Origin of the sequence: Citrobacter sp. Cb028 (assembly GCF_030336705.1) — a bacterium.
Taxonomy (GTDB): Bacteria; Pseudomonadota; Gammaproteobacteria; order Enterobacterales; family Enterobacteriaceae; genus Citrobacter; species Citrobacter braakii.
Genome location: NZ_JAOWCZ010000034.1, coordinates 1,624,035 through 1,647,113 on the forward strand (window position 1 = coordinate 1,624,035; position 23,079 = coordinate 1,647,113).

The 23,079-nt window shown below is 45.1% G+C and carries 23 protein-coding genes; 5 read left to right on the plus strand and 18 right to left on the minus strand.

Annotated features, from left to right (window positions below; translation table 11 throughout):
• Positions 1-154: 154 nt before the first annotated feature.
• The 7 genes from OGV75_RS17440 to OGV75_RS17470 all read right to left on the minus strand — a co-directional run bounded on the left by OGV75_RS17440 (position 155) and on the right by OGV75_RS17470 (position 5,148).
• The gene (locus tag OGV75_RS17440; protein ID WP_250791628.1) at positions 155-2,230 is read right to left on the minus strand and encodes a tape measure protein; all 2,076 of its coding nucleotides are present in this window, start codon (positions 2,228-2,230) and stop codon (positions 155-157) included.
• A 159-nt stretch (positions 2,231-2,389) separates the two neighbouring features.
• The gene (locus tag OGV75_RS17445; protein ID WP_250791626.1) at positions 2,390-2,605 is read right to left on the minus strand and encodes a hypothetical protein; all 216 of its coding nucleotides are present in this window, start codon (positions 2,603-2,605) and stop codon (positions 2,390-2,392) included.
• Between the two features lie 16 nt (positions 2,606-2,621).
• Positions 2,622-3,347: a transposase gene (locus OGV75_RS17450; protein ID WP_250791625.1), complete on the minus strand. Its 726-nt coding sequence runs from the start codon at positions 3,345-3,347 to the stop codon at positions 2,622-2,624.
• A gap of 607 nt (positions 3,348-3,954) precedes the next feature.
• Positions 3,955-4,275: a hypothetical protein gene (locus OGV75_RS17455; protein ID WP_250791623.1), complete on the minus strand. Its 321-nt coding sequence runs from the start codon at positions 4,273-4,275 to the stop codon at positions 3,955-3,957.
• 146 nt (positions 4,276-4,421) lie between these two features.
• Positions 4,422-4,637 carry a hypothetical protein gene (locus OGV75_RS17460; RefSeq protein WP_250791621.1) on the minus strand — a complete coding sequence of 72 codons (216 nt, stop codon included), beginning with the start codon at positions 4,635-4,637 and terminating at the stop codon, positions 4,422-4,424.
• Positions 4,637-4,858, minus strand: coding sequence for a hypothetical protein (locus OGV75_RS17465; RefSeq protein ID WP_250791616.1), 222 nt, complete (start codon positions 4,856-4,858; stop codon positions 4,637-4,639). Before OGV75_RS17465 ends, OGV75_RS17460 begins: the two co-directional genes overlap by 1 nt.
• A complete protein-coding gene (locus tag OGV75_RS17470; RefSeq protein ID WP_250791609.1) occupies positions 4,858-5,148 on the minus strand; it encodes a hypothetical protein in 291 nt (96 codons plus the stop codon). Before OGV75_RS17470 ends, OGV75_RS17465 begins: the two co-directional genes overlap by 1 nt.
• Before the next feature lie 137 nt (positions 5,149-5,285).
• On the opposite strand from OGV75_RS17470, the gene OGV75_RS17475 reads away from it, so the two are divergent.
• On the plus strand, positions 5,286-5,471 hold the full coding sequence (locus OGV75_RS17475) for a hypothetical protein (RefSeq protein ID WP_250791602.1): 186 nt from the start codon (positions 5,286-5,288) through the stop codon (positions 5,469-5,471).
• Between the two features lie 25 nt (positions 5,472-5,496).
• Here the strand turns inward: OGV75_RS17475 and OGV75_RS17480 are convergent, their stop codons facing one another.
• The 3 genes from OGV75_RS17480 to OGV75_RS17490 all read right to left on the minus strand — a co-directional run bounded on the left by OGV75_RS17480 (position 5,497) and on the right by OGV75_RS17490 (position 8,936).
• Positions 5,497-5,787, minus strand: a complete 291-nt coding sequence (locus tag OGV75_RS17480; protein ID WP_250791593.1) for a hypothetical protein — start codon at positions 5,785-5,787, stop codon at positions 5,497-5,499.
• On the minus strand, positions 5,787-6,734 hold the full coding sequence (locus OGV75_RS17485; protein ID WP_286480962.1) for a helix-turn-helix domain-containing protein: 948 nt from the start codon (positions 6,732-6,734) through the stop codon (positions 5,787-5,789). The genes OGV75_RS17480 and OGV75_RS17485 overlap by 1 nt, the downstream gene beginning before the upstream one ends.
• A 1,524-nt stretch (positions 6,735-8,258) precedes the next feature.
• Positions 8,259-8,936, minus strand: a complete 678-nt coding sequence (locus tag OGV75_RS17490) for a hypothetical protein (protein WP_250791584.1) — start codon at positions 8,934-8,936, stop codon at positions 8,259-8,261.
• A gap of 352 nt (positions 8,937-9,288) precedes the next feature.
• On the opposite strand from OGV75_RS17490, the gene OGV75_RS17495 reads away from it, so the two are divergent.
• A complete protein-coding gene (locus OGV75_RS17495) occupies positions 9,289-9,585 on the plus strand; it encodes a YciI family protein (protein WP_003020675.1) in 297 nt (98 codons plus the stop codon).
• 51 nt (positions 9,586-9,636) lie between these two features.
• Here the strand turns inward: OGV75_RS17495 and OGV75_RS17500 are convergent, their stop codons facing one another.
• Positions 9,637-9,810, minus strand: coding sequence for a YciY family protein (locus tag OGV75_RS17500; RefSeq protein ID WP_016153268.1), 174 nt, complete (start codon positions 9,808-9,810; stop codon positions 9,637-9,639).
• A 142-nt stretch (positions 9,811-9,952) separates the two neighbouring features.
• On the opposite strand from OGV75_RS17500, the gene cls reads away from it, so the two are divergent.
• Both cls and OGV75_RS17510 read left to right on the plus strand, forming a co-directional pair.
• On the plus strand, positions 9,953-11,413 hold the full coding sequence (gene cls / locus OGV75_RS17505; RefSeq protein ID WP_016156727.1) for a cardiolipin synthase: 1,461 nt from the start codon (positions 9,953-9,955) through the stop codon (positions 11,411-11,413).
• Between the two features lie 34 nt (positions 11,414-11,447).
• Positions 11,448-11,777, plus strand: coding sequence for an HI1450 family dsDNA-mimic protein (locus OGV75_RS17510; RefSeq protein WP_003020691.1), 330 nt, complete (start codon positions 11,448-11,450; stop codon positions 11,775-11,777).
• A gap of 36 nt (positions 11,778-11,813) precedes the next feature.
• Here OGV75_RS17510 and OGV75_RS17515 read toward each other — a convergent pair whose 3' ends face one another.
• The 7 genes from OGV75_RS17515 to ychE form a co-directional block, all read right to left on the minus strand.
• On the minus strand, positions 11,814-12,650 hold the full coding sequence (locus OGV75_RS17515) for an ion transporter (protein WP_049269434.1): 837 nt from the start codon (positions 12,648-12,650) through the stop codon (positions 11,814-11,816).
• A gap of 46 nt (positions 12,651-12,696) precedes the next feature.
• On the minus strand, positions 12,697-13,701 hold the full coding sequence (oppF, locus tag OGV75_RS17520) for a murein tripeptide/oligopeptide ABC transporter ATP-binding protein OppF (protein WP_016156729.1): 1,005 nt from the start codon (positions 13,699-13,701) through the stop codon (positions 12,697-12,699).
• On the minus strand, positions 13,698-14,711 hold the full coding sequence (oppD, locus tag OGV75_RS17525; RefSeq protein ID WP_003833364.1) for a murein tripeptide/oligopeptide ABC transporter ATP-binding protein OppD: 1,014 nt from the start codon (positions 14,709-14,711) through the stop codon (positions 13,698-13,700). Before oppD ends, oppF begins: the two co-directional genes overlap by 4 nt.
• 11 nt (positions 14,712-14,722) lie before the next feature.
• A complete protein-coding gene (gene oppC, locus OGV75_RS17530) occupies positions 14,723-15,631 on the minus strand; it encodes an oligopeptide ABC transporter permease OppC (protein WP_003020701.1) in 909 nt (302 codons plus the stop codon).
• A gap of 14 nt (positions 15,632-15,645) precedes the next feature.
• On the minus strand, positions 15,646-16,566 hold the full coding sequence (gene oppB / locus OGV75_RS17535; protein ID WP_003020708.1) for an oligopeptide ABC transporter permease OppB: 921 nt from the start codon (positions 16,564-16,566) through the stop codon (positions 15,646-15,648).
• Positions 16,567-16,687: 121 nt separating this feature from the next.
• Positions 16,688-18,319, minus strand: a complete 1,632-nt coding sequence (gene oppA, locus OGV75_RS17540) for an oligopeptide ABC transporter substrate-binding protein OppA (RefSeq protein WP_016153271.1) — start codon at positions 18,317-18,319, stop codon at positions 16,688-16,690.
• A 772-nt stretch (positions 18,320-19,091) separates the two neighbouring features.
• Positions 19,092-19,739 carry an NAAT family transporter YchE gene (gene ychE / locus OGV75_RS17545; protein WP_003020714.1) on the minus strand — a complete coding sequence of 216 codons (648 nt, stop codon included), beginning with the start codon at positions 19,737-19,739 and terminating at the stop codon, positions 19,092-19,094.
• A gap of 487 nt (positions 19,740-20,226) precedes the next feature.
• Here ychE and adhE point away from each other — a divergent pair, with 487 nt between their 5' ends.
• A complete protein-coding gene (adhE, locus tag OGV75_RS17550; protein WP_016153272.1) occupies positions 20,227-22,905 on the plus strand; it encodes a bifunctional acetaldehyde-CoA/alcohol dehydrogenase in 2,679 nt (892 codons plus the stop codon).
• Positions 22,906-23,079: the final 174 nt, after the last annotated feature.

Below are 23,079 nucleotides of genomic sequence, written 5' to 3' on the forward strand. Positions count from 1 at the left end.
TAGATTCTATCGAAGTCTATTAAGCGTTAGCTACGTGAAATCTATTTTTTGATGTTGGTATCTGTTCAGAAGAAATCACGTAGCAAACTGTTAATTCATTAGATAAAGATTAATAGATTGCCGTGTATGGCAATAAAGATTAGTAGCTCTAACATTATTCCCCCTCTGGGTAAGCTGAGTTAATCAGGGTATCTTCCTGCATACGGTTGATATGTGATGTAGTTCTTTCATCAATTACTTTCCCATCAAGTACCGTTTGAGTAGTGATATTGATTGTCTGAGGCTGAATATTTACCGATGGTCTGATAGTTTTAATATCCTGTGTAAATACCTCTACACGGCTTTTAAGATTGTTTAGTGCTTCTGGTGAAATAATCTGCTCAGGTGCTTTTGATTTACCCTGAAACATAGCCCACAATACAGCGACTAAAGAGTTCATATCACCCGTTAAAGCTTGGTCTGTAGGCTCTGCTTTAGACCTTACTTTATCCATAGGGTCACCAGATTTATTCATCTGACGTTCATAGAGTGGTTTAACAATGGAGTTAATAACATCAGCAGACATACCGACCACCATCACTCTTGTAATTGCATCAGCTACAGATAACTTCCCTTTACCACCTTCAACACTACCAGTACCAGAACGTGAATTAATTCTTCCTGCTGCTGTATTTGCTACAGTTCCAAGGTTTGAAATAGCTCTGGTTAGATTTAAAATACCACCTACAGCACCAATCCCAGACCTTACAGCGACAATACCAGCAAGCCCCTTTAAGGAACTTAACAGACCATTAGCAAGACCATCAGCTAAAGCTTTTTGAGTATCGTTTAATTCTCGGTAGATTAACGTCACCCTGTCAAAGTATCCCTGAACCCGATAGCTAATCGTTGTTAAATCATCAACACCGTTTGACATGCTTTTCATCAGGTCACCAAGAGATTCACCAAGACTTTTAGATGTACCACCTAGCGAACCAAGTAAATTAGTTAGTGACCTTGTAAAGTCTGTCAGACCTTCCTGTGAACCGTCGAACATAAGAGCTAGATTGTTATTCCATGAATTAGAAAGGCGTCCCAACTGTGTCTGAGTGGAGTTAATAATTTTTTCCCATCCACCTGCCTTAGCAATCATATTACCCATTTCAGCGGATACTTTAGGAAGAACATCTTTAGAAAGAACTTTACCGTCTTTCATAGCCTTGTCTAATTCTTCCGTAGTCATTCCAAGACTTCTGGCAAATAACTGAAAAGCACCTGCCATACGGTCACCTAATTGACCACGAAGTTCTTCAGCCTGAATCTTTCCTTTAGATGCCATCTGTTCGAAAGCTTTTAGAATCCCGTTAATCTCTTCTGTGTTCAGTCCCATTAGTCTGGATGTGCCAATCACATTACTAAATAAGGATTCTTTCTGGTCTGTATTCATATCACCAGCACCAGCGGAAAACTTAGCAAAGCTACTTAATGTTTCAATCTGGTCTACACCTGTGCTATCAGCAAGATTTTTAACGAAGTCTGTAGCTCGTTTAGCACCTTCATCACCTAAAACAAATTGTGCTGCTCGTTGTGATGCTTCTTTTTTCAGACCAATTTCCATAACTTTCTTGTAGGCTTCTAAGGCTGTCTGAAAACTATAAATGGCTGTCCCTGCTTTGATTGCACTTGTAGCTAATACATCCAGACCATTCGAAGCATTTTCACTGTGATTATTTTTGCTGGTGGTTTTATTAAACTTAGACAGTGTTTCACGAAGAGATTGATTTAACTTTGCTAGCTCACGATTAAAAGCCTCATTACCAAGCTTATTAGCTCGATTACTTAAACTGTAATACTGAGACTTGAACATCTTAGCTAATAAAGGGTCAGCGTTACCAAGCTTAGACATATTCACACTATGTGCTGCTGTGATTGCTCTGTTACCGCTAATTCGTGGTTGTCTTGCTGCTTTAACAGTTTCTTCAATCTGAGCCTTAAAACGAAATGCTTTCGTAGATTTAGCTCTTGCCTCTAAGCGGTCAAAAGTCTGGTTAATCTTCTTTTCCATATTCCCTAAAGAGGCTGCTAAATCCTTATCCATGCTCTTTGGGTTAACTTTAAACGCCTTATTTAAATTACGTTCAATCTTTGTAGCTGACTGCATAGCGAGTTTTTCAACCCTTTGCAACCCCTTAATAACGTTTTCATTGAAGCCTAACTCAACGATAAACGAATCAACTTTAAACTGTGCCATTACATATATTTCACCTCTTTAAGCGTGTTGTACGTGAATTCTATTTTTCAGTGTGGGTATTAGCTTTACAGATTTCACGTAGCACACATACAAAAAAAGGAGAGTTACCCAGATAACCTAGATAATCTCTCCTGTGTTTATTACCCCACTAATCTCATATCAATGGTAAACGTAAGTGTGAATCCCATCTTCACCAAGAATCTGTGCGTCACATGGTAACTTATCCAAGCACCATGAAGGAATCTTACGTACCTTTGCTTTATGTGAGGTGATGACCTGACGTTTACTCTTAATTCTTAACTCTGGTTTAGTCTGAAGCTTTAAACTCTCACAAACCGACTTAATAACTTCATAGCGTTGCTGTAAATCAATCATTCACCACCCCTTTTAATTAAATAGCTTTTACGTATTTCCCTGAAAGCTTCACTAACTGCTCAATATCAGCCTGTAGAGCAACCTTCTTAGCGTCTTCATATTCACCAACAAGCGTCTTCATAGCTTTAAGCTGATTAGCAAGTTCTTGCTTGGCAGTATTAATAACCTTGTTACGTGATGCCAGGATATTCTGTTTAGCAACTTCACAGAGTTCTTCATCGGTTTTGTTAGTCATGTAAATGAAGGAACCATTACCACGAGAAGCTTTAACAATCTTCACCACCCTAGAATCAGCAGGAAGGCTATTAATCACATCTGGGATTTGCTCAGGGAAAGTACCAAAGCCATCATTGTCATTATAGTCAAAATAGACAAATGGTCTCTGTGATAATTCGTCCTGAATCTCAAACTCAGTAGGTTCAATAGCTGCTTGCATTTGAGTAACTTTGTGATAAGACCTATCAAGTTCAATTCTTTGTGCTTTCAGCAATGGATAATATTTCTTCTCAAGCTCAAGTAATGCTTCACTCTTACAAATATCAGGTAACTCAGTTGGCTCAGGGTAAACAGTGATAATTTCACTTGGGACTCTTGTTTTCTTTCCCCATTCTTCCTTAGCAATCATATCAGCAAACTCTTCTTGCTGCTTATGTAACGGATGTGCTTTACCACCACTCAGTTTAACTCTTTCAAAAGCTAGTGGCTTATTATTAATTTCTTTTTCATGTTCGTCTCTAATCATTGGTTATTTCCTTCTAAGTGTGTTTAAGTTTTCGTGAAGTACACTCAATAGCCACACTCAGAAGATAACTATGATTATTCAAAAGCCACCAAGTGTACTTGACGAAAAAGCCCTAAACATTTCTGTGAAGGGCTGGTATTAGAAAGTTTCAATTCAGGTGAAATACTTTCTTCAAAGACTCTCTGACAAAAGCCCTTGAAGAAATGCCCTAAAATTAATTAGGGCGAATAAGGATAATGAGGTAGATTCTATGAGGGTAATTCATTACCTGAATCACCTACCGAATCCACTTACCTGTAAGGATATTAGGAGTTAAAGCTTCTTAGAATAGCCTCTCAAGCGTGGGACTCGAAAAGCTATGGTTAAGCAAGCATTGCACTTACCGGAATATTTCCACCAGATGTAGAATGATTAAAATTAAGAGAGAGATGATTCGGATAAGAATTATCCTCATAGAACTGCTCTCCCATATATACAATCTTACTATGTTTAAGGTTATTTGTCAACACCTTTTTAACATTCTGATAACATCAATTCTTATTAATGGTGTTGTTAATCCAGCAACCAATAAATAAACCAAGTAGAGTCCAGAGAATAATCAGCGTCATTAGTGAATCCTCATAGAATCTGTCACCAATACATTATCAGAATGCAAAAGTGCTATAGCTGCTTTGAGATATTTTTCAGGACTAACACTGTATTGGTTTGTTTCCTCGATAATTAAGCGCTTCATGTTGCTATCTGTAATTGGTAACATCATTCGTGGCTCGTCACACTCTATCGACTGAATAAAGTCAGAGATACTTTCCGCATTATCAGCCATTAACTCCAGCAATCTGTCAAAGTCAATTGCTACGCCGGAATCAGTGAAAGCCTGAATCATGGTCATGGTGTCAGTATCAACAAAAATCTGTAATGGAAAATTCATTTTTAAATTCCTTCCTGTATCGCATTCTAAGCGTTTTTAACCCCTTTTTTAGACCGCTTAAGGCGATTCCCTTAATTACCCTTATTAGAGGCTTAAAAACGTTTCTGGTGCGTCTGGTAAAGCCTGAGAGATATGTTTTGCTGTTTTTAGCTCAAGTCTGAGACTAATAAGCCCATCTGGTAACCATAATCTTTTAACCAGCTACGTTTAACCGGAGTCTTCAAAGAATAGTTAGGGGCTGATAGCTGAAGATAAATATCATCCTTGCTGTGGATGCTTCCCCATCCTTCATATAACTCAAGCAAGTTTTCAAAATAACGAAATGCTTTATTAGTCTGAAGTTGTACTGTGATAGTTTTCATCAAGCACCCCATTCAGAGATAAGCTTAATTCCCTGCTCAAGTTGTTCAGGGTCATTATAGTTGAGTGTCGCCAGTGGATTTAATTCGTGTTTAAGCTGGTGGATTTGAGAGGGTTTTAATCGCTTGCTTGCTTTGAGGGTCACATCTTCAAATTCAGCATCTGCTAAATTCTGTCTGATTAGATGGCTACCAAGTTTGAAATATTGAAACCTGTAACACATTAAACGTCCAGTTTATCGGCCAGCCTGCAAACCTTGTCACTTAGGATTTGAATCATTGTGCATCCGGTCACCTTAGCTTGTGCCCTCAGTTCATCCAATTGCTCTACGGTGATGCGGATAGCCTTAGAACCCTCTGCAACGTCCTTGATAGCGTCAAACGGTGTAAGGGCTGTGTGTTCCTTCAGAATCTCACCAACAAGCGCTGTGTGACTCATAGCCGGATATTTGTCTTTGATTGCTGCCAGTCTAGAATATGCCTCTGGCAAAAGGCGTGTAACTGTGTGTCTCATTAAAATTTTCCTTCTAAAAATCTTTGACTTATAACTAACTTTAACATATTTGTAACATGTTGTCAACAATTCATTTACATGCTAATATGGTTATATAGCTGATACAGACCATTCCCCTGATTTAATAAGGGGTCTGAATGGACTTACTAAAATTAATTGCTGAATCTCACAGATTCGCGGGTTTGGGGTTTGTTGTGCTGGTGGTGCTATTGGTTTATAACCTTCTCCGGTTGATTATTTCCAAAACCAGTCGCTTCAAATTAACCGTTAAATTTTTCAATACTGAAATTTCTGCTTCAGCGGATAATGAGGATAAATCATAGTGATGATAAATTTGCTGGTGGTTTGTCACCAGCGTTTTTCAATGATATTAGTTACCCTCAGATTATTAGGGTCACCATCCTTAAGCTTAAGCTGTTTCGTAACCCACAAGTCATAATGATGTAATACAGCGAACTTCAAAGCACCAACCTTTAAACTCGTCACGCCATCATAAAAGAAATACTCTTTTCCTTCCTTCTTCGGTCGAATCCGGTAAACCTCCCCATGAGTATCTTTCATAAGATAACCTTCACGAGAAATGCTGTAACGCTTTAATAGATAATCTTTGTATCGTTTTTCACCGTGATATTCTTTCATTAGTGCATACCTCCAGCATAAACACGTCTGACTTTAACTTTTTCTTTCTTTGGTTCAGTGTGGGTTTTATTTCTTGGTGTGAAAGCAAAGTCGTCTCCGTCACTATCATCAAAATCATCCAGTTCATTAATCTTATTCTTTAGTTTTGCCAGTTCAAATCTCTTTCTCTTTTCTGCTTTATGTTGCTCACGTTTCAATTCCTCTTCAGGGCCTTCTTCATCATCAAGGTCAACGTCTGGTAGCTCATCATCGTCAGTTGATTCGAAGCGGGGGCAAGGTGTATCTTTCTGGTCACTAACTTCATTCACATCAGAGTTTCTGTCTTCCTCTAAGTCAGATGTTTTAGAAGTCTCTTTAGTAGCTTCACTATCAAGGTCAGATTCATTCATAGAGAGAAAATCATTTAATTCATCCAAAGAAAGAAAATCATCTTCATTAATACCATCATTAAGTTCAGCGTCTTTACTCTTATCTGTAATATTATTATCTAATGTTTTATCTAATAACTTATCTAACACGGGTGACATTTTGTCACTACCCCCATGACATTTTGTCACTGGTAGCGGTGTTATTTTGTCACTGGTAGTGGTGTCATTTTGTCTTACTGATGCTGCAACTTCCTGTGATGTGGGTCTTACAAGTAATTCCGGTTTATCATCCAGTGTGAATACACGATAAGTACTTTGACGCCCTTGATTCTTTTGCACCTGAATTAAACCATGCTTCTCAAGTGCCTCAATAGCTCTGATTGCTGTTCTCTTTGAGACACCAGCCATATAAGCGAGATGGTCAATACTTGGTGAATATGCTTTGTACTTCTCTTCATAGAAATCACAGCTATGAACCATGACCATATAAATTAATCTTGCTGTTGCGTTAATTTCTTCTGAAAGCTGAGAGATTCGCACATCAAATTTATAAAACTGATTTGGATTATATTTGCTCATTCATAAAACCTCATACGTGAAAAGGCCAACCGGATAAAACCGATTAGCCTGTGTGATTAAAATATCTGGGGATTAATGGACTGATAAAGAAGCCCATGTCTGAAATAGTGTGATGATTATGACGCTGAGGTAATTACCCTGAATGAGAGGTCTTGTTGACGTCAACCATCTGACACCTCCCCAAGTGCTACCACTTCAAGACATGAACTTTTTTATCAGCCCATATAGAAACTATACCAGGCGTGATTATATATTGCAACAACTATTTCACAATGTAACTACTGTTTGCCTATAAATTAAGCAATCAAACTAAAGGGTATTGACAAGGGTCTTGACAATATTTTACCCTTTTAAAAGATACTTAAAAGACCCCGTTAAACAGACTCATCTTTCTGGGGTTCTTCCCTCTTCTTAAAAGCCTCTTAAGAGTTCTATATGGATACTCAGCCTCAGACTTCATAGAAAAACTCTATGAGATAGTCTTCTATCGAATCCTATAAAACATACCTCTCTGGCTTCACCAGACGCATTCTAAGCCCCTGTATCGGGTAACTTAGGCAATCACCTTAAGCACTCTGAAAATAGCCTCAAAACGTCTCTGAAGGCTTCCTGTGCAACCTGAACCGGCTGACAGGTCTGATTAAAATTTATACAGACAATATCCAGCCTCTAAATTTTTTATAAAATCGTAGCAGCCCTCTTCAGATTCCCTTCACCGATAATCTTTCGAAAATATCTATGAGGGTCTATGGGTGTTAAGTACCCCAGATTCACGATATAGCACCCCCTTTGCAAAAGGAAATAAAATATCATTGACATTCTTCATGGCTTGCTGTATGTGGCCCAGCAAATCTCATATTCACACTTCGCATCATCTATCAAGAAGTTCTAACCTATCAATAGCTGTAACATTTTAGGGTTCTGTGAAGACCTCTTCAGTTTTCCCTGTAACAGCTACAAACTTATGTTGCCTTATATATCAATGACTTACAAGACATGCTCTCAAGGTTCTGTATAGCCTCTTATCTGCAAATACACAAAACCCTTATAAATCAGTACTGATATAAACACAGTGTGTTTTTAACATAATGACTCTTTTGCGTACCAAGAAGCATCTACGTGAATTCTACATAGCTAACAAGATTACCTTTCACGATTTTTTAAGGATGGAGTGCGAAGATTTGACAAGGTAACTACAACCATCGCTTTCTAACTTTCACGCAGGAAATCATTAAGTGGTTTGATAGTCACTTTGAGAGAGTATTGGTAGTGACCAAACATCTAGATAGCGTTGTATAGACCTGTATATAGCACTTTTCTAGGAGTCGAGAGAGGGATGACTGATACGACACAGTTTACCCTAAACAGAGGTTGTACAGATTCTCAATAGATATCAATAAGTTATGCTGGAAAGAGACTGTGTGGTTACTGCATGAAATCTGTGTAGAACTGCATAGATACTTAGGAATCTACCGTTAAGTTGCATAGGCATTCACCTGATAATGCCTGTAAATAACAGGTAACTCAAAATTGACGTAACCGCTCCTTCAACCTAACCAACACACTACTCATAGAGTCATAAATCCTCATAAAAGGTCTAGGGTTTGAAAGTGTGTAGAAGTCTTTAAATTTAATCTTCTTCAACTCAGCATTGATATCCATAGAAGCATCGAGAGTTATGTACACCATATTATATCTAATTGTCACTTCATCCCTTACACGCAGCATGTCTTCAGACAACACGCCACGCCTAACAATCTCAGATATTGCGTTGTTAAACTCTCTTGCATTTTTCCAAAATTCACTGTGTGCATTCATCTGCTTCTCAACCAGTTCAGCGGAGGCTGGGCTTAACTTAATATTCATGGCATCCATAAGCAGATATGAGGATACAAAATGGTCAAACTCTTCTTTGGTCTTGTAGAGATTTGCTTTCACTTCCCAGAATTGCTCATTACTTGTGATTTCAGGGTTAGGTGACCTAAGACCTTCCTGATTCTGGAATACTCGATTCGACTCTTCAGCGTAACGCAGGATTTGTGAGTATCTTTTATGCAGGTCATGAACCTCTCTAAAAAAAGATTCAGCATTATCCAATCCTTTATTTTTAAACCAATCATTAGCTTTGAATGCAGCCCATACAGCAGTACCAGCCATCGTGATATCAGCTAACATGCTGAAGAAGTCAGTTGTGTCACTCATCCTGTCATACCCTGAAAACTCAATCGGTTAACTATCTTAACGCTCTGGGGGGTTGTAAGGAACATCAATTGAAGAAGATGTAAGGTGAACATCTAAAGAAAACCGAATAGACTTAAATCAATGGTCATTGAAGTCATAATCGTTTCAGTAAAAAAACCAGGCCCTGATTTTAAATGCAAATAGCAATCATATTCAATAAGACCGTGAAGCTAACTGGCATTTAAAACGCGATTTTATGATAAAAAACCATTTTCAAAGTATGGTCTTAACATATTAGTTATCTTTCCGTTGCAGTTACCAGGCCTTTCCAATAACGTAAATATGACCTTTTACCGTTCAAGGAGCTCTACCCGTGCTGTACGTTATTTACGCTCAAGATATCGCAGACTCTCTCGAAAAACGTCTTTCCGTACGCCCTGCTCATCTGGCTCGTCTGCAACTCCTTCATGACGAAGGCCGTTTGCTCACGGCGGGTCCCATGCCAGCGGTTGACAGTAACGACCCGGGCGCCGCAGGCTTTACCGGCTCAACGGTGATCGCAGAATTTGAATCTTTAGAAGCCGCGCAGGCGTGGGCGGAAGCCGATCCCTACGTGGCGGCAGGTGTTTACGCGCAGGTTTCAGTAAAACCGTACAAAAAAGTATTTTAAAAACAAAACGAAAAGCAGACATTGGGCACCGACAGCGGTGCCCTTTTGAGATCAGATGTTGTGGATCGCAAACAGCAACGAGTTACGTTGATGGTTGAGAATACACTTTCTGATGGTATGGATACGCATATTACGGCGCGATTGTCCTTCAAGCCAACGTGCTTTACGGCGGCTAGCCTGACGCAGCATCCGCCAGCGTCCCACTTCCGTTCTACTACGCTTCATGTTTACTACTCTTTCAGTCACTGAGCGGCCATTATAACGCCACACCGAATGCAGACCAGTGGTTTTCCCGTGTTTTTATTTGCCAGATTAATCCTGATGCGTAAACTCTTAACAATACGCTTTCAAAAGGATTTTTAAATTTATGACAACCTTCTACACCGTGGTGAGTTGGCTGGTCATTCTGGGTTACTGGGTACTCATTGCTGGCGTAACATTACGCATTCTAATGAAACGACGCGCAGTGCCCTCCGCAATGGCCTGGCTTTTGATCATCTATATTCTGCCATTGGTAGGGATCATTGCTTATCTGTCCTTCGGTGAGCTCCACCTGGGTAAACGTCGCGCCGAACGCGCCCGGGCAATGTGGCCGTCAACGGCCAAGTGGCTGAACGATCTTAAAGCCTGTAAGCATATTTTTGCGCAGGAAAACAGCAGCGTCGCGTCATCCTTATTTAAGCTGTGCGAGCGTCGTCAGGGAATCGCTGGCGTTAAAGGGAATCAATTGCAGTTGCTCACCAGTTCAGAGGACGTGATGCAGGCATTGATCCGTGATATTCAACTGGCGCGTCACAACATCGAGATGGTGTTCTACATCTGGCAACCAGGCGGTATGGCCGATCAGGTCGCCGAGTCATTAATGGCTGCCGCAAGGCGTGGAATTCACTGCCGCCTGATGCTGGACTCCGCGGGTAGCGTGGCGTTCTTTCGCAGCCCATGGGCCGCGATGATGCGTAACGCGGGTATCGAGGTTGTTGAAGCGCTGAAAGTAAACCTGATGCGTGTATTTTTACGCCGTATGGACCTGCGTCAGCACCGCAAAATGATCATGATCGATAACTATATTGCTTATACCGGCAGCATGAACATGGTCGATCCGCGTTTCTTCAAACAAGATGCAGGCGTCGGGCAATGGGTGGATTTGATGGCGAGAATGGAAGGCCCGGTAGCCACCGCTATGGGCATCGTCTATTCCTGCGACTGGGAAATTGAGACCGGCAAGCGCATTCTGCCCCCGCCGCCAGACGTCAATATCATGCCGTTTGAGCAGGCCAGCGGCCACACCATTCACACAATCGCTTCGGGACCTGGTTTCCCTGAAGATTTGATTCATCAGGCGCTGTTAACCGCGGCTTATTCGGCGCGTGAATATTTAATTATGACCACGCCCTACTTCGTTCCCAGCGACGATCTGCTGCACGCGATCTGTACAGCGGCGCAGCGCGGGGTCGACGTCAGTATTATTCTTCCACGCAAGAATGATTCCCTGCTGGTTGGCTGGGCAAGCCGGGCCTTTTTCACTGAGCTGCTGGCGGCTGGCGTTAAAATCTATCAGTTCGAAGGTGGCTTACTGCACACCAAGAGCGTACTGGTCGATGGCGAGCTGAGTCTGGTCGGTACCGTTAACCTGGATATGCGCAGTCTGTGGCTCAATTTTGAAATCACGCTGGTAATTGATGATGCCGGATTCGGTGGTGATCTCGCGGCAGTACAGGATGATTATATTTCGCGTTCTCGTCTGCTTGATGCCCGTTTGTGGGTAAAACGACCACTCTGGCAGCGGATCGCTGAGCGACTGTTTTACTTCTTTAGTCCGTTGCTGTAAAACGTGCCCATCAGACAGTAAACAGGTAGTCATTATGGATATGGATTTGAACAATCGCCTGACTGAAGACGAAACGCTTGAGCAGGCTTACGATATTTTTCTTGAACTGGCTGCGGACAACCTGGATCCAGCCGACATCATTCTGTTCAATTTACAGTTTGAAGAGCGCGGTGGTGCCGAGTTATTCGACCCGGCAGAAGACTGGCAGGAGCATGTTGATTTTGACCTGAACCCTGACTTCTTTGCCGAAGTGGTGATTGGTCTGGCAGATACAGAAGACGGCGAGATTAACGATATTTTTGCGCGCGTTTTATTATGTCGCGAAAAAGATCACAAACTCTGCCATATTCTTTGGCGCGAGTAACAAACAAAAAAGCTGCTCTCGCAGCTTTTTTCATTTTTATCCCGGCAGTTTACTTCCGCAGCGGTTACAAAACTGCGCACTATGTTCATGCTGCGCCTGCTGACACTGTGGGCATCTACGCTGATATCCGCGCTGTTGGAACGCACTGCTCATGTGTGTGGTTATCAATCCGGTCGGTATCGCAATCACAGAGTATCCAATCAGGATAAGCACTGACGCCACCATGCGTCCCAACGGCGTGTGCGGTGTAATGTCACCGTAGCCGACGGTGGTGACCGTAACAATAGCCCAATACACAGACGCATTCAGCGTAGTAAAGCCATATTTGGGCCCTTCTATCAGATACATCATCGCGCCGAAAACAACCATCAGAATGGCAATAAAGGAATAGAACAACATCAGTTGATGACGGGCGCTTTTTAACGCATTCCAGAACACTCGCAGAGAAGGCATAAAACGCAGCAGCTTGAGAATACGCAAGACGCGCAGGACACGCATCGCTCGCCAGGCGAAGACATAGCTCAGACTAATTTCAGGCCATAGCCACATCACGTACAGCGGTAGAATGGTGGCCAGATCGATAATCCCCCAGAAGCTAAACACATATTTAGCGGGATTGGCCCAGCTGCATAAGCGAAGAAAATATTCGAGGGTAAAGACCAGAGTAATAAAGATCTCCAGCCAGACAAAAATGCGCCATTCCTCGAAGGTTAAATGGTATTGCGTCCCGACGCCGGACTCAATGAAGATAACAATAACGCTGAGCAAGGCGAACAGCGCACACATACCTTCAAAGCGACGCCCTGAACGGGTGTTTAAATCGAATAATTTGCGATAGAGCGCGCGGCGGACAGAAGAGACTAAACCTGACACATATACCTCACCAAAAAGAAGGGCTGACCTTTGTCAGCCCTCAGGATTATAGCGGGTCTACTTTCAGGCAGGAAACTGCGTGACGGAAACTTCCTTCGAGAACCGGGCGGGTTTTTGCGCATTCCGGTCCGGCAATCGGGCAGCGCGTACGGAACACGCAGCCGGAAGGAGGGTTAATCGGCGACGGCAATTCGCCTTCGAGCAACTGGATAACCTTGTTCCTTTCCTGATCCGGGTCGGGAATCGGCACTGCAGACATCAACGCTTTGGTATAAGGGTGCAGCGGATTATGGTACACCTCATCATAAGTCCCTAATTCCACCGCGTGTCCGAGATACATGACCAGCACGCGATCGGAGATATGTTTCACCACCGCCAGGTCGTGAGCAATGAAGATTAACGATAATCCCATTTCACGCTGGAGCTGTTGTAACAGGTTCACCACCTGGGCCTGAATGGATACGTCCAGCGCCGAAACCGGTTCATCGCAAATAATCAGCTTCGGCTCGAGGATCAGCGCCCGGGCAATACCAATACGCTGACACTGACCGCCGGAAAACTCATGCGGGTAGCGGTTAATCAGATTTGGCAGCAACCCCACCTTCATCATCATCGCCTTCACACGGTCGCGGACTTCCTGACCAGACAGGTTCGGATGATAAGTCCGCAGCGGTTCGGCAATGATTTCACCGATGGTCATGCGCGGATTCAATGATGCCAGCGGATCCTGGAAAATCATCTGAATATCGCTACGCACTTCCCGCCACTCATCGGGTTTCATGCCCAGCAAATCTTTACCCAGCCAGGCGACTTTTCCATCGGTGGCTTTCACCAGGCCAATAATCGCACGGGCAAAAGTCGATTTTCCACAGCCTGATTCGCCGACCACGCCCAGGGTTTCACCTTCATACAGTCGCAGAGTCACGCCATCAACCGCTTTCAGGGTTTTAGACGGCTGCCAGAACCACTGCTTGCCGTCTTTAATGTCGAAATGGACTTTAAGATCGGCAATTTCAAGGAGCACTTTTCGTTGTTCGGTGACCGCATTCATACCAGTTCCTCCACCGGTTTAAAGCAGGCGCGCAGGCGGCCCGGACTAAACTCTTCCAGTGGCGGAGCACTGCTACAGATTTCCATCGCATGCGGGCAACGCGGCTGGAATGGACAGCCTTTTGGTAGACGCAACAGGTTCGGCGGGTTGCCCGGGATAGTCAGCATCTCTTCCCCTTCGGCATCCAGACGAGGTACGGCATTCAGCAAACCAATCGAATACGGATGAACGGGCTTATAAAAGACATCCCGCGCACTGCCATATTCCATGGTACGTCCGGCGTACATCACCAAAACTTTATCGCAAATACCGGCAACTACTCCCAGATCGTGGGTGATCATGATAATCGCAGTGTTGAATTCGCTTTTCAGTTCATTCAGCAGGGTCATGATTTGCGCCTGTACCGTAACATCGAGCGCAGTAGTCGGCTCATCGGCTATCAGTAATTTAGGCCTGCACAACAGTGCCATGGCGATCATTACACGCTGACGCATCCCGCCGGAGAATTCATGCGGATACATTTTCATACGCTTACGCGCTTCCGGCATTTTCACCGCATCCAGCATTCTTACAGATTCTTCAAAGGCTTCCGCTTTGCTCATGCCTTTATGCAGCATGAGAACTTCCATCAACTGCTCGCCGACTCGCATGTACGGATTGAGAGAGGTCATCGGGTCCTGGAAAATCATCGAGATTTGCTCGGCGCGCAGTTTGTTCAACTCTCGTTCCGGTAAATTCAGAATTTCACGTCCGTTGAAGGTTGCGGAACCTCCGATACGGCCATTTGCCGCCAGCAGGCCCATCAGGGCAAAAGCCGTTTGCGATTTCCCTGAACCGGATTCCCCAACAATACCCAGCGTTTCTCCAGCTCGCAGAGAAAAGTTTAAATCGTTTACCGCAGTCACATCGCCGTCGGGGGTGGCAAACGTCACGCGCAGATCTTTAACGTTCAGCAGTGCGTTAGCCTGTTGTTGCGCGAGCGGCGCGGTTGAGGTTTCAATTACGCTCATGGCTGCACTCCTTAACGGTCTTTCGGGTCGAGGGCATCACGCAGGCCATCGCCAATAAAGTTAAAACAGAACAAAGTAACCACCAGGAAGCCTGCCGGGAACAGCAGCAGCCATGGTGAGACTTCCATCGAGTTAGCACCATCACTCAGCAACGCCCCCCAGCTACTTAACGGCTCCTGCGTCCCTAATCCCAAAAAGCTCAGGAAGGATTCAAACAGGATCATGCTGGGCACCAACAACGAAGCGTACACCACCACCACGCCCAGCACGTTCGGCACAATATGACGGATAACGATGCGCACGGTAGATACCCCACCCACTTGCGCTGCTTCAATAAACTCTTTGCGCTTGAGACTCAGCGTTTGTCCACGCACGATACGCGCCATATCCAGCCAGGATACCATCCCAATAGCGACAAAAATCAGCAGGATATTTTGCCCAAAGAAAGTGACCAGCAGAATCACGAAGAACATGAACGGGAAGGAGTTGAGGATTTCCAGCAGACGCATCATCACGGAGTCGATTTTACCGCCGAGGTAGCCCGACAGAGAACCGTATAGCGTGCCGACAACTACCGCGACCAACGCCGCGGCAATGCCGACCATCAACGAGATGCGACCGCCAATCGCCACACGAACCAGCAGGTCTCGACCTGACGAGTCGGTGCCGAAATAGTGTCCAGATTCCGTATCCGGCGCGCTGGACATCATACCCCAGTCGGTATCGAAGTAGGTAAACTGCGACAGCATCGGCGCCAGCGTCACAAACAGCGCAATAATCACCAGCACGACCAGGCTTGCTACCGCTGCGCGGTTATGCATAAAGCGTCGACGCGCGTCCTGCCACAGACTGCGGCCCTCGACCTCCAGCTTTTCACTGAAATTCTCCAGCGCTTCGCTGTTTTTCTTACTTAACATCATAGCGAGCTCCAGTATCAGTAACGAATTTTCGGGTCGATAACGGCATACAGCACGTCAACAATCGCGTTAAACACGATGGTCAGCGTCCCTACCAGTATGGTGAGGCTCAGGACCAGCGAATAGTCGCGGTTTAACGCGCCATTGACGAACAGTTGGCCAATGCCCGGCAAACCATAGATGGTTTCAATCACCATCGAACCGGTGATAATGCCGACAAATGCTGGTCCCATATAGGACAGCACGGGCAACAGCGCAGGTTTTAACGCATGGCGGAAAATGATCCGCCGCATCGGCAACCCTTTAGCGCGCGCGGTACGAATAAAGTTAGAGTGCAGCACTTCAATCATCGAACCGCGGGTAATACGGGCAATACTGGCGATATAAGCCAGCGACAAGGCCACCATCGGCAGGATCATAAATTTCAACGCCCCGCCATTCCAGCCGCCTCCGGGCAGCCATTTCAAGGTTATGGCAAATATCATGACCAATAAGGGAGCGACTACGAAACTGGGGATAACCACCCCGGTCATTGCCACCCCCATCACAGTGTAGTCCCAGCGCGTATTCTGTTTCAGCGCGGCTATCACCCCAGCGCTAACGCCAACGAGGACCGCCAGAATAAAGGCCGCAGCTCCCAGCTTCGCAGAAACCGGAAAGCTCGATGCCACAAGGTCGTTTACCGTATAGTCTTTATATTTAAAAGATGGCCCAAAATCGCCATGCGCCAGCTGCTTGAGGTAGCTGAAGTACTGCGTCGAGATAGGATCGTTAAGATGATATTTCGCTTCGATATTAGCCAGTACCTCTGGCGGTAACGCGCGTTCCCCGGTGAATGGACTTCCCGGCGCAAGGCGCATCATAAAGAATGAAATCGTAATAAGTATAAACAGCGTCGGAATCGCTTCCAGACAGCGACGTAATATAAATTTTAACATTGCCCGTACCTTCTGGCGTGTGCCTTTACACCTCTTCTACCCCGACGTTCAGGTAAAGCGGTGTTAATAGTTCGAAGAAAAAAGACACTGTGGGGCAAAATGATTGCCCCACGTCTTGCCATTAATGCTTGATAATATACAAGTCTTTAACGTGGATATTATCCATCGGGTCTTTACCGGAGTATCCGCCAACCCATGGTTTTACCAGGCGGGCGTTAACATAGTAATAAACCGGTACAATCGCAGAATCTTTATCCAGCTGCTGTTCCGCTTTCGAATACAGTTCGCTGCGCTGCGCTTCATCAGTCACTTTCAGCGTATCCGCAATCAGCTTATCAAACGCCGGGCTCTTATAGTGGACGGTGTTGTTGGAGCTGTCAGACAGCACCATATTCAGGAAGGATGTTGGTTCGTTGTAATCCGCACACCAGCCTGCACGCGAAACATCATAGTTACCCTGATGGCGCGTATCGAGGAATGTTTTCCATTCCTGGTTTTCCAGCTTCACGTTGGCGCCCAGATTTTTCTTCCAGATAGATGCCGCAGCGATGGCCAGCTTTTTATGCAGATCTGAGGTGTTATACAGCAGGTCAAAGGTCAACGGTTTTTCAGCGGTATACCCGGCTTCAGCCAGCAGTTTTTTCGCTTCTTCATTGCGTTTTTCCTGAGACCATTTGAACCACTCTGGTTCAACCAGTTTCGCGCCATCGGTGTAAGGAGGGGTAAAGCTATACGCCGGCAGGTCCCCCTGGTTTTTAACTTTGTTGACGATAATGTCACGATCCAACGCCAGTTTCAGGGCGGTACGAACACGAACATCGTTGAACGGTGCTTTCTGGTTGTTGATTTCGTAATAATAGGTGCACAGATACGGGTCAACGTGAACTTCGTTCGGGATCTCTTTTTTCAGTTTCTGGAATAACTCGATCGGCATGTTGTTATAGGTCATGTCGATTTCGCCGCTGCGATAGCGGTTAACGTCAGTCACTTCAGAAGAAATTGGCAGGTAGGTAACCTGGTTAATAACCGTTTTGGCGTTGTCCCAGTAGTTGGTGTTACGCTCAAGTACAATGCGCTCGTTGACCACCCAGTCTTTCAGCTTATAGGCGCCGTTGGTAACGATGTTAGCGGGCTGGGTCCATTTCTCACCGTATTTTTCAACCGCTGCTTTAGGAACCGGAGAAACGGATGAGTGCACAAGCAATTTGTAGAAATAAGGAACCGGCTCGCTCAGGGTGACTTCAAATGTATGATCGTCGAGAGCTTTGACACCGAGATCGGTGATCGGCTTTTTGCCGGCGATAATATCGTCAATATTGACAATGTGACCGTACTGTAAATAACTGGCGTACGGTGACGCGGTATTTGGATTAGCCAGGCGTTGCCAGCTATACACGAAATCTTGCGCGGTAACAGGCGTGCCGTCAGACCATTTAGCGTCTTTACGCAGATGGAATGTCCACACCTTAAAGTCTTTATTTTCCCACTTTTCAGCCACGCCAGGCGATGGTTTGCCATCGACATCGCTGATTAATAAACCTTCAAACAGGTCACGGTTGATATTGGATTCAGGTACACCTTCGATTTTATGTGGATCGAGTGACTGAACTTCCGAACCGTTATTACGCACCAGAGTCTGCTTTTCAGCAAGCTGCACACCTGCTGGCACAACTGCCGCCGTAGCAACATTCCCAGCGATTAGCGCAGTTAGGATCCCCGCAGCTACTAAACTTTTTTTAGTGATGTTAGTCATTGTGTTTGTACTCCCTCATTATTATGGCTGGTTTTTTAACCAGACTGTTAATCCTGTCAGGATCCCTGTACGGCACCGGAGATTTTCTGCCGTCAGGTAGTTTCTTGTTTTACTGCTTGCTATCACCGACTTTATTTATTTCTGGCGATTCGTATGACCGCCTTGCGTCGATTATCTACGTGCCTCCCCTGCCGGAAACACGTTATTACCCTGTTGAGAGAAACTAATTGAAAATGATTCTCATCAACGTGAATTCTTCTGCATAATACCTGGCCGGAAAGTATCAAATGCGTTTCTTAACCGCCAATACATTTTACAAATTTGTTAACCAATTCTCTTTTATTGGAAATAAATCTCACTAAAAAAGTCTTACGAATGAAAGGTTGTGACAATAAAACGATAAAAATCAATATATTGCATCACACGCAGTGTTAACCCCCCAGTCCTGTGTCAACACCACGCCAAAATGCACATAAATTTAACAATTGGTTATTAATTAGCACATTCATCTAAAAAAAACGCTGAAATAACTAATAACATTTCGATAATCCTTCAGCAAGCCCCAGAGTATGATGTTAATAAAATAACAGTGACATCGGGATCCCTCTGGTGGACCATTGAGTGTTATATCCATAAAATCAATGAATAAATTAATGAATAACCATCAGATCTTTTTATATTTCTATGCTGATTTTCAACTTTAGTGAGAAGTTTTACTAATAACGAAAGGAAACGGAGCCGAAAGAGGCTCCGTTGATGCCGAAGAGGAATATCAGGCAAGCAAACCGGGGAAAATGGACTTGATTCCAGTCACAATGAATTCGATCCCTAAGGCCATTAACAACAACCCCATAATACGCGTAATGACGTTGATACCGGTTTGGCCTAGCAGCCGTACCAGCCACGGTGCCATGCGAAACAGTCCCCAACAGCACAGGGCAAACAACGCAATCGCCACAAAAAAACCAAACAGGTTAATCGCACTGTGATAGCGCGTACCCCAAACGATAGTTGAGCTTATCGCCCCTGGCCCCGCCATTAGCGGCAATGCCAGCGGCACTACGCCGATACTTTCGCGGATTGCTGTTTCTGATTTTTCCTGTTTGTTTTGCTTATCTTCGCCCAGTTTTCCGCTAATCATCGACATTGCGATAGTCACCACCAGAATGCCGCCGGCAATCCTGAACGAATCTATCGAGATACCGAAGAGCTGCAGAATACCGTCACCAAGGAACAGCGAAGTCCACAGGATGATGGCAACCGACAGGTTTGCCGTAAGGTTGGTTTTATTTCGCGCAGCAGCCGTTTGATAGCTGGTCATACTGATAAAGACTGGGATGATCCCGACCGGGTTAACCAATGCGAATAACCCAATGAAAAATTTAAAATAGACAGGAAAATCAAATAGCGTTTGGATCACGGTTAGCTCCGAAGCGTTAGCCGGATAAAATGAGTCATAAAAATTGATAAAATCCGCGCTGAAGATACGCCTTTTGTCAGCATACTTCACCTTCTATCTGTGTATATCTACGTAAATACACTTCCAATACTTAGTGTTATTAATATGTATTAAATATGCTAATGTTAATAGCATTCACCCCACCAATTCATTAACACTTACCGATAAACGCTAAAAGGGCCTGCTGAAAGGTGTCAGCTTTGCGAAATTTTGATCCAGATCACGCAATTACTACTCAGAAGTGAGTAATCTTGCTTACGCCACCTGGAGGTAGCGCGTTAGAATTAAGTGGCGCTAGCGTATAAGCTCTTTTAGTAAATCAAGGTAAAGTGGACGTTAATTAACCGTTTGATTTTCAAAACGTTACACAAATTTTCGTCGATCTGTCTATACTCTCGTATCGAGCAGATGATTTACTAAAAAAGTTTAACATTATCAGGAGAGCATTATGGCTGTTACTAATGTCGCTGAACTTAACGCACTTGTAGAGCGCGTAAAAAAAGCCCAGCGTGAATATGCCAGTTTCACTCAAGAACAGGTTGACAAAATCTTCCGTGCCGCCGCTCTGGCTGCTGCAGACGCTCGAATCCCTCTCGCGAAAATGGCCGTTGCCGAATCTGGCATGGGCATCGTCGAAGATAAAGTGATTAAAAACCACTTTGCTTCCGAATACATTTATAACGCATATAAAGACGAAAAAACCTGTGGTGTGCTGGCTGAAGACCACACTTTCGGTACCATTACCATCGCTGAACCGATTGGTATCATCTGCGGTATCGTTCCAACCACTAACCCGACTTCTACTGCAATCTTCAAATCACTGATCAGCCTGAAGACGCGTAACGCCATCATCTTCTCTCCGCATCCGCGTGCTAAAGATGCCACTAACAAAGCGGCTGATATCGTTCTGCAGGCAGCAATTGCTGCTGGCGCACCGAAAGATCTGATCGGCTGGATCGATCAACCTTCCGTAGAACTGTCAAACGCGCTGATGCACCACCCGGACATCAACCTGATCCTTGCGACCGGTGGTCCAGGCATGGTTAAAGCAGCATACAGCTCCGGTAAACCGGCAATCGGTGTAGGCGCAGGTAACACCCCTGTGGTTATCGATGAAACCGCTGATATCAAGCGTGCTGTTGCATCTGTTCTGATGTCTAAAACCTTCGATAACGGCGTAATTTGTGCTTCTGAACAGTCCGTTGTTGTCGTTGACTCTGTATACGACGCAGTACGTGAGCGTTTCGCGACTCACGGCGGCTACATGCTGCAAGGCAAAGAGCTGAAAGCCGTTCAGGACGTTATCCTGAAAAATGGCGCGCTGAACGCGGCTATCGTTGGTCAGCCGGCATACAAAATTGCTGAACTGGCAGGCTTCTCCGTACCAGAAACCACTAAGATTCTGATCGGTGAAGTGACAGTTGTTGACGAAAGCGAACCGTTCGCTCACGAAAAATTGTCTCCGACGCTGGCAATGTACCGTGCGAAAGACTTCGAAGACGCCGTTATTAAAGCTGAAAAACTGGTTGCGATGGGCGGTATCGGTCATACCTCTTGCCTGTACACCGACCAGGACAACCAGCCAGAACGTGTTGCTTACTTCGGTCAGATGATGAAAACCGCACGTATCCTGATTAACACCCCAGCTTCTCAGGGTGGTATCGGTGACCTGTACAACTTTAAACTCGCGCCTTCCCTGACTCTGGGTTGTGGTTCCTGGGGTGGTAACTCCATCTCTGAAAACGTTGGTCCTAAGCACCTGATCAACAAGAAAACCGTTGCTAAGCGAGCTGAAAACATGTTGTGGCACAAACTTCCGAAATCTATCTACTTCCGTCGTGGCTCTCTGCCAATCGCACTGGATGAAGTGATTACCGATGGTCACAAACGTGCGCTGATCGTGACCGACCGCTTCCTGTTTAACAATGGCTATGCTGACCAGATCACCTCCGTGCTGAAAGCTGCTGGCGTTGAAACCGAAGTGTTCTTTGAAGTTGAAGCTGACCCAACTCTGACCGTTGTACGCAAAGGTGCTGAGCTGGCTAACTCCTTTAAACCAGACGTGATCATCGCGCTGGGTGGCGGTTCCCCGATGGACGCCGCGAAAATCATGTGGGTTATGTACGAACACCCAGAAACCCACTTCGAAGAACTGGCACTGCGCTTTATGGACATCCGTAAACGTATCTACAAGTTCCCGAAAATGGGCGTAAAAGCGAAGATGGTTGCCGTCACCACCACTTCCGGTACTGGTTCTGAAGTTACTCCGTTTGCGGTTGTTACTGACGATGCAACTGGTCAGAAATACCCGCTGGCAGACTATGCGCTGACTCCGGATATGGCGATTGTTGACGCCAACTTGGTGATGGATATGCCTAAGTCCCTGTGTGCGTTCGGTGGTCTGGATGCCGTCACTCACGCCCTGGAAGCTTACGTATCCGTGCTGGCTTCTGAGTTCTCCGACGGTCAGGCTCTGCAAGCGCTGAAACTGCTGAAAGAAAACCTGCCAGCGTCCTACCACGAAGGTTCTAAGAACCCGGTAGCGCGTGAGCGTGTACACAGTGCAGCAACCATCGCCGGTATTGCGTTTGCTAACGCCTTCCTGGGTGTATGTCACTCAATGGCGCACAAGCTGGGTTCTCAGTTCCACATTCCTCACGGTCTGGCGAACGCCCTGCTGATCAGCAACGTTATTCGTTATAACGCGAACGACAACCCGACTAAACAGACTGCATTCAGCCAGTACGACCGTCCGCAGGCTCGTCGTCGCTACGCTGAAATCGCAGACCATCTGGGTCTGAGCGCACCGGGCGACCGTACTGCTGCAAAAATCCAGAAACTGCTGGGCTGGCTGGACGAAATCAAAGCTGAACTGGGTATTCCTAAGTCTATCCGTGAAGCTGGCGTTCAGGAAGCTGACTTCCTGGCACACGTGGACAAACTGTCTGAAGATGCGTTTGATGACCAGTGTACTGGTGCTAACCCGCGTTACCCGCTGATTTCTGAACTGAAACAGATCCTGATGGATACCTACTACGGTCGTGAATACAGCGAAGATCAAACCGCCGTTAAGACTGAAGCCGTAGCAGCGCCGAAAGCTGAGAAGAAAGCGAAGAAATCCGCTTAATTCATCCAGATAAGTTTTAGTTTCACCATAAACGGTCCCAAATTGGGGCCGTTTTTTTGCATCTTACGTTATCAGAATCGAAACATGACCAATTCAGCGACGTTTAAAGGATGGACCTGTAAAAGGATGCTTAGGAGGATGCGAGAATAGCGTCAGGAGAGTGTCTGACAGGGT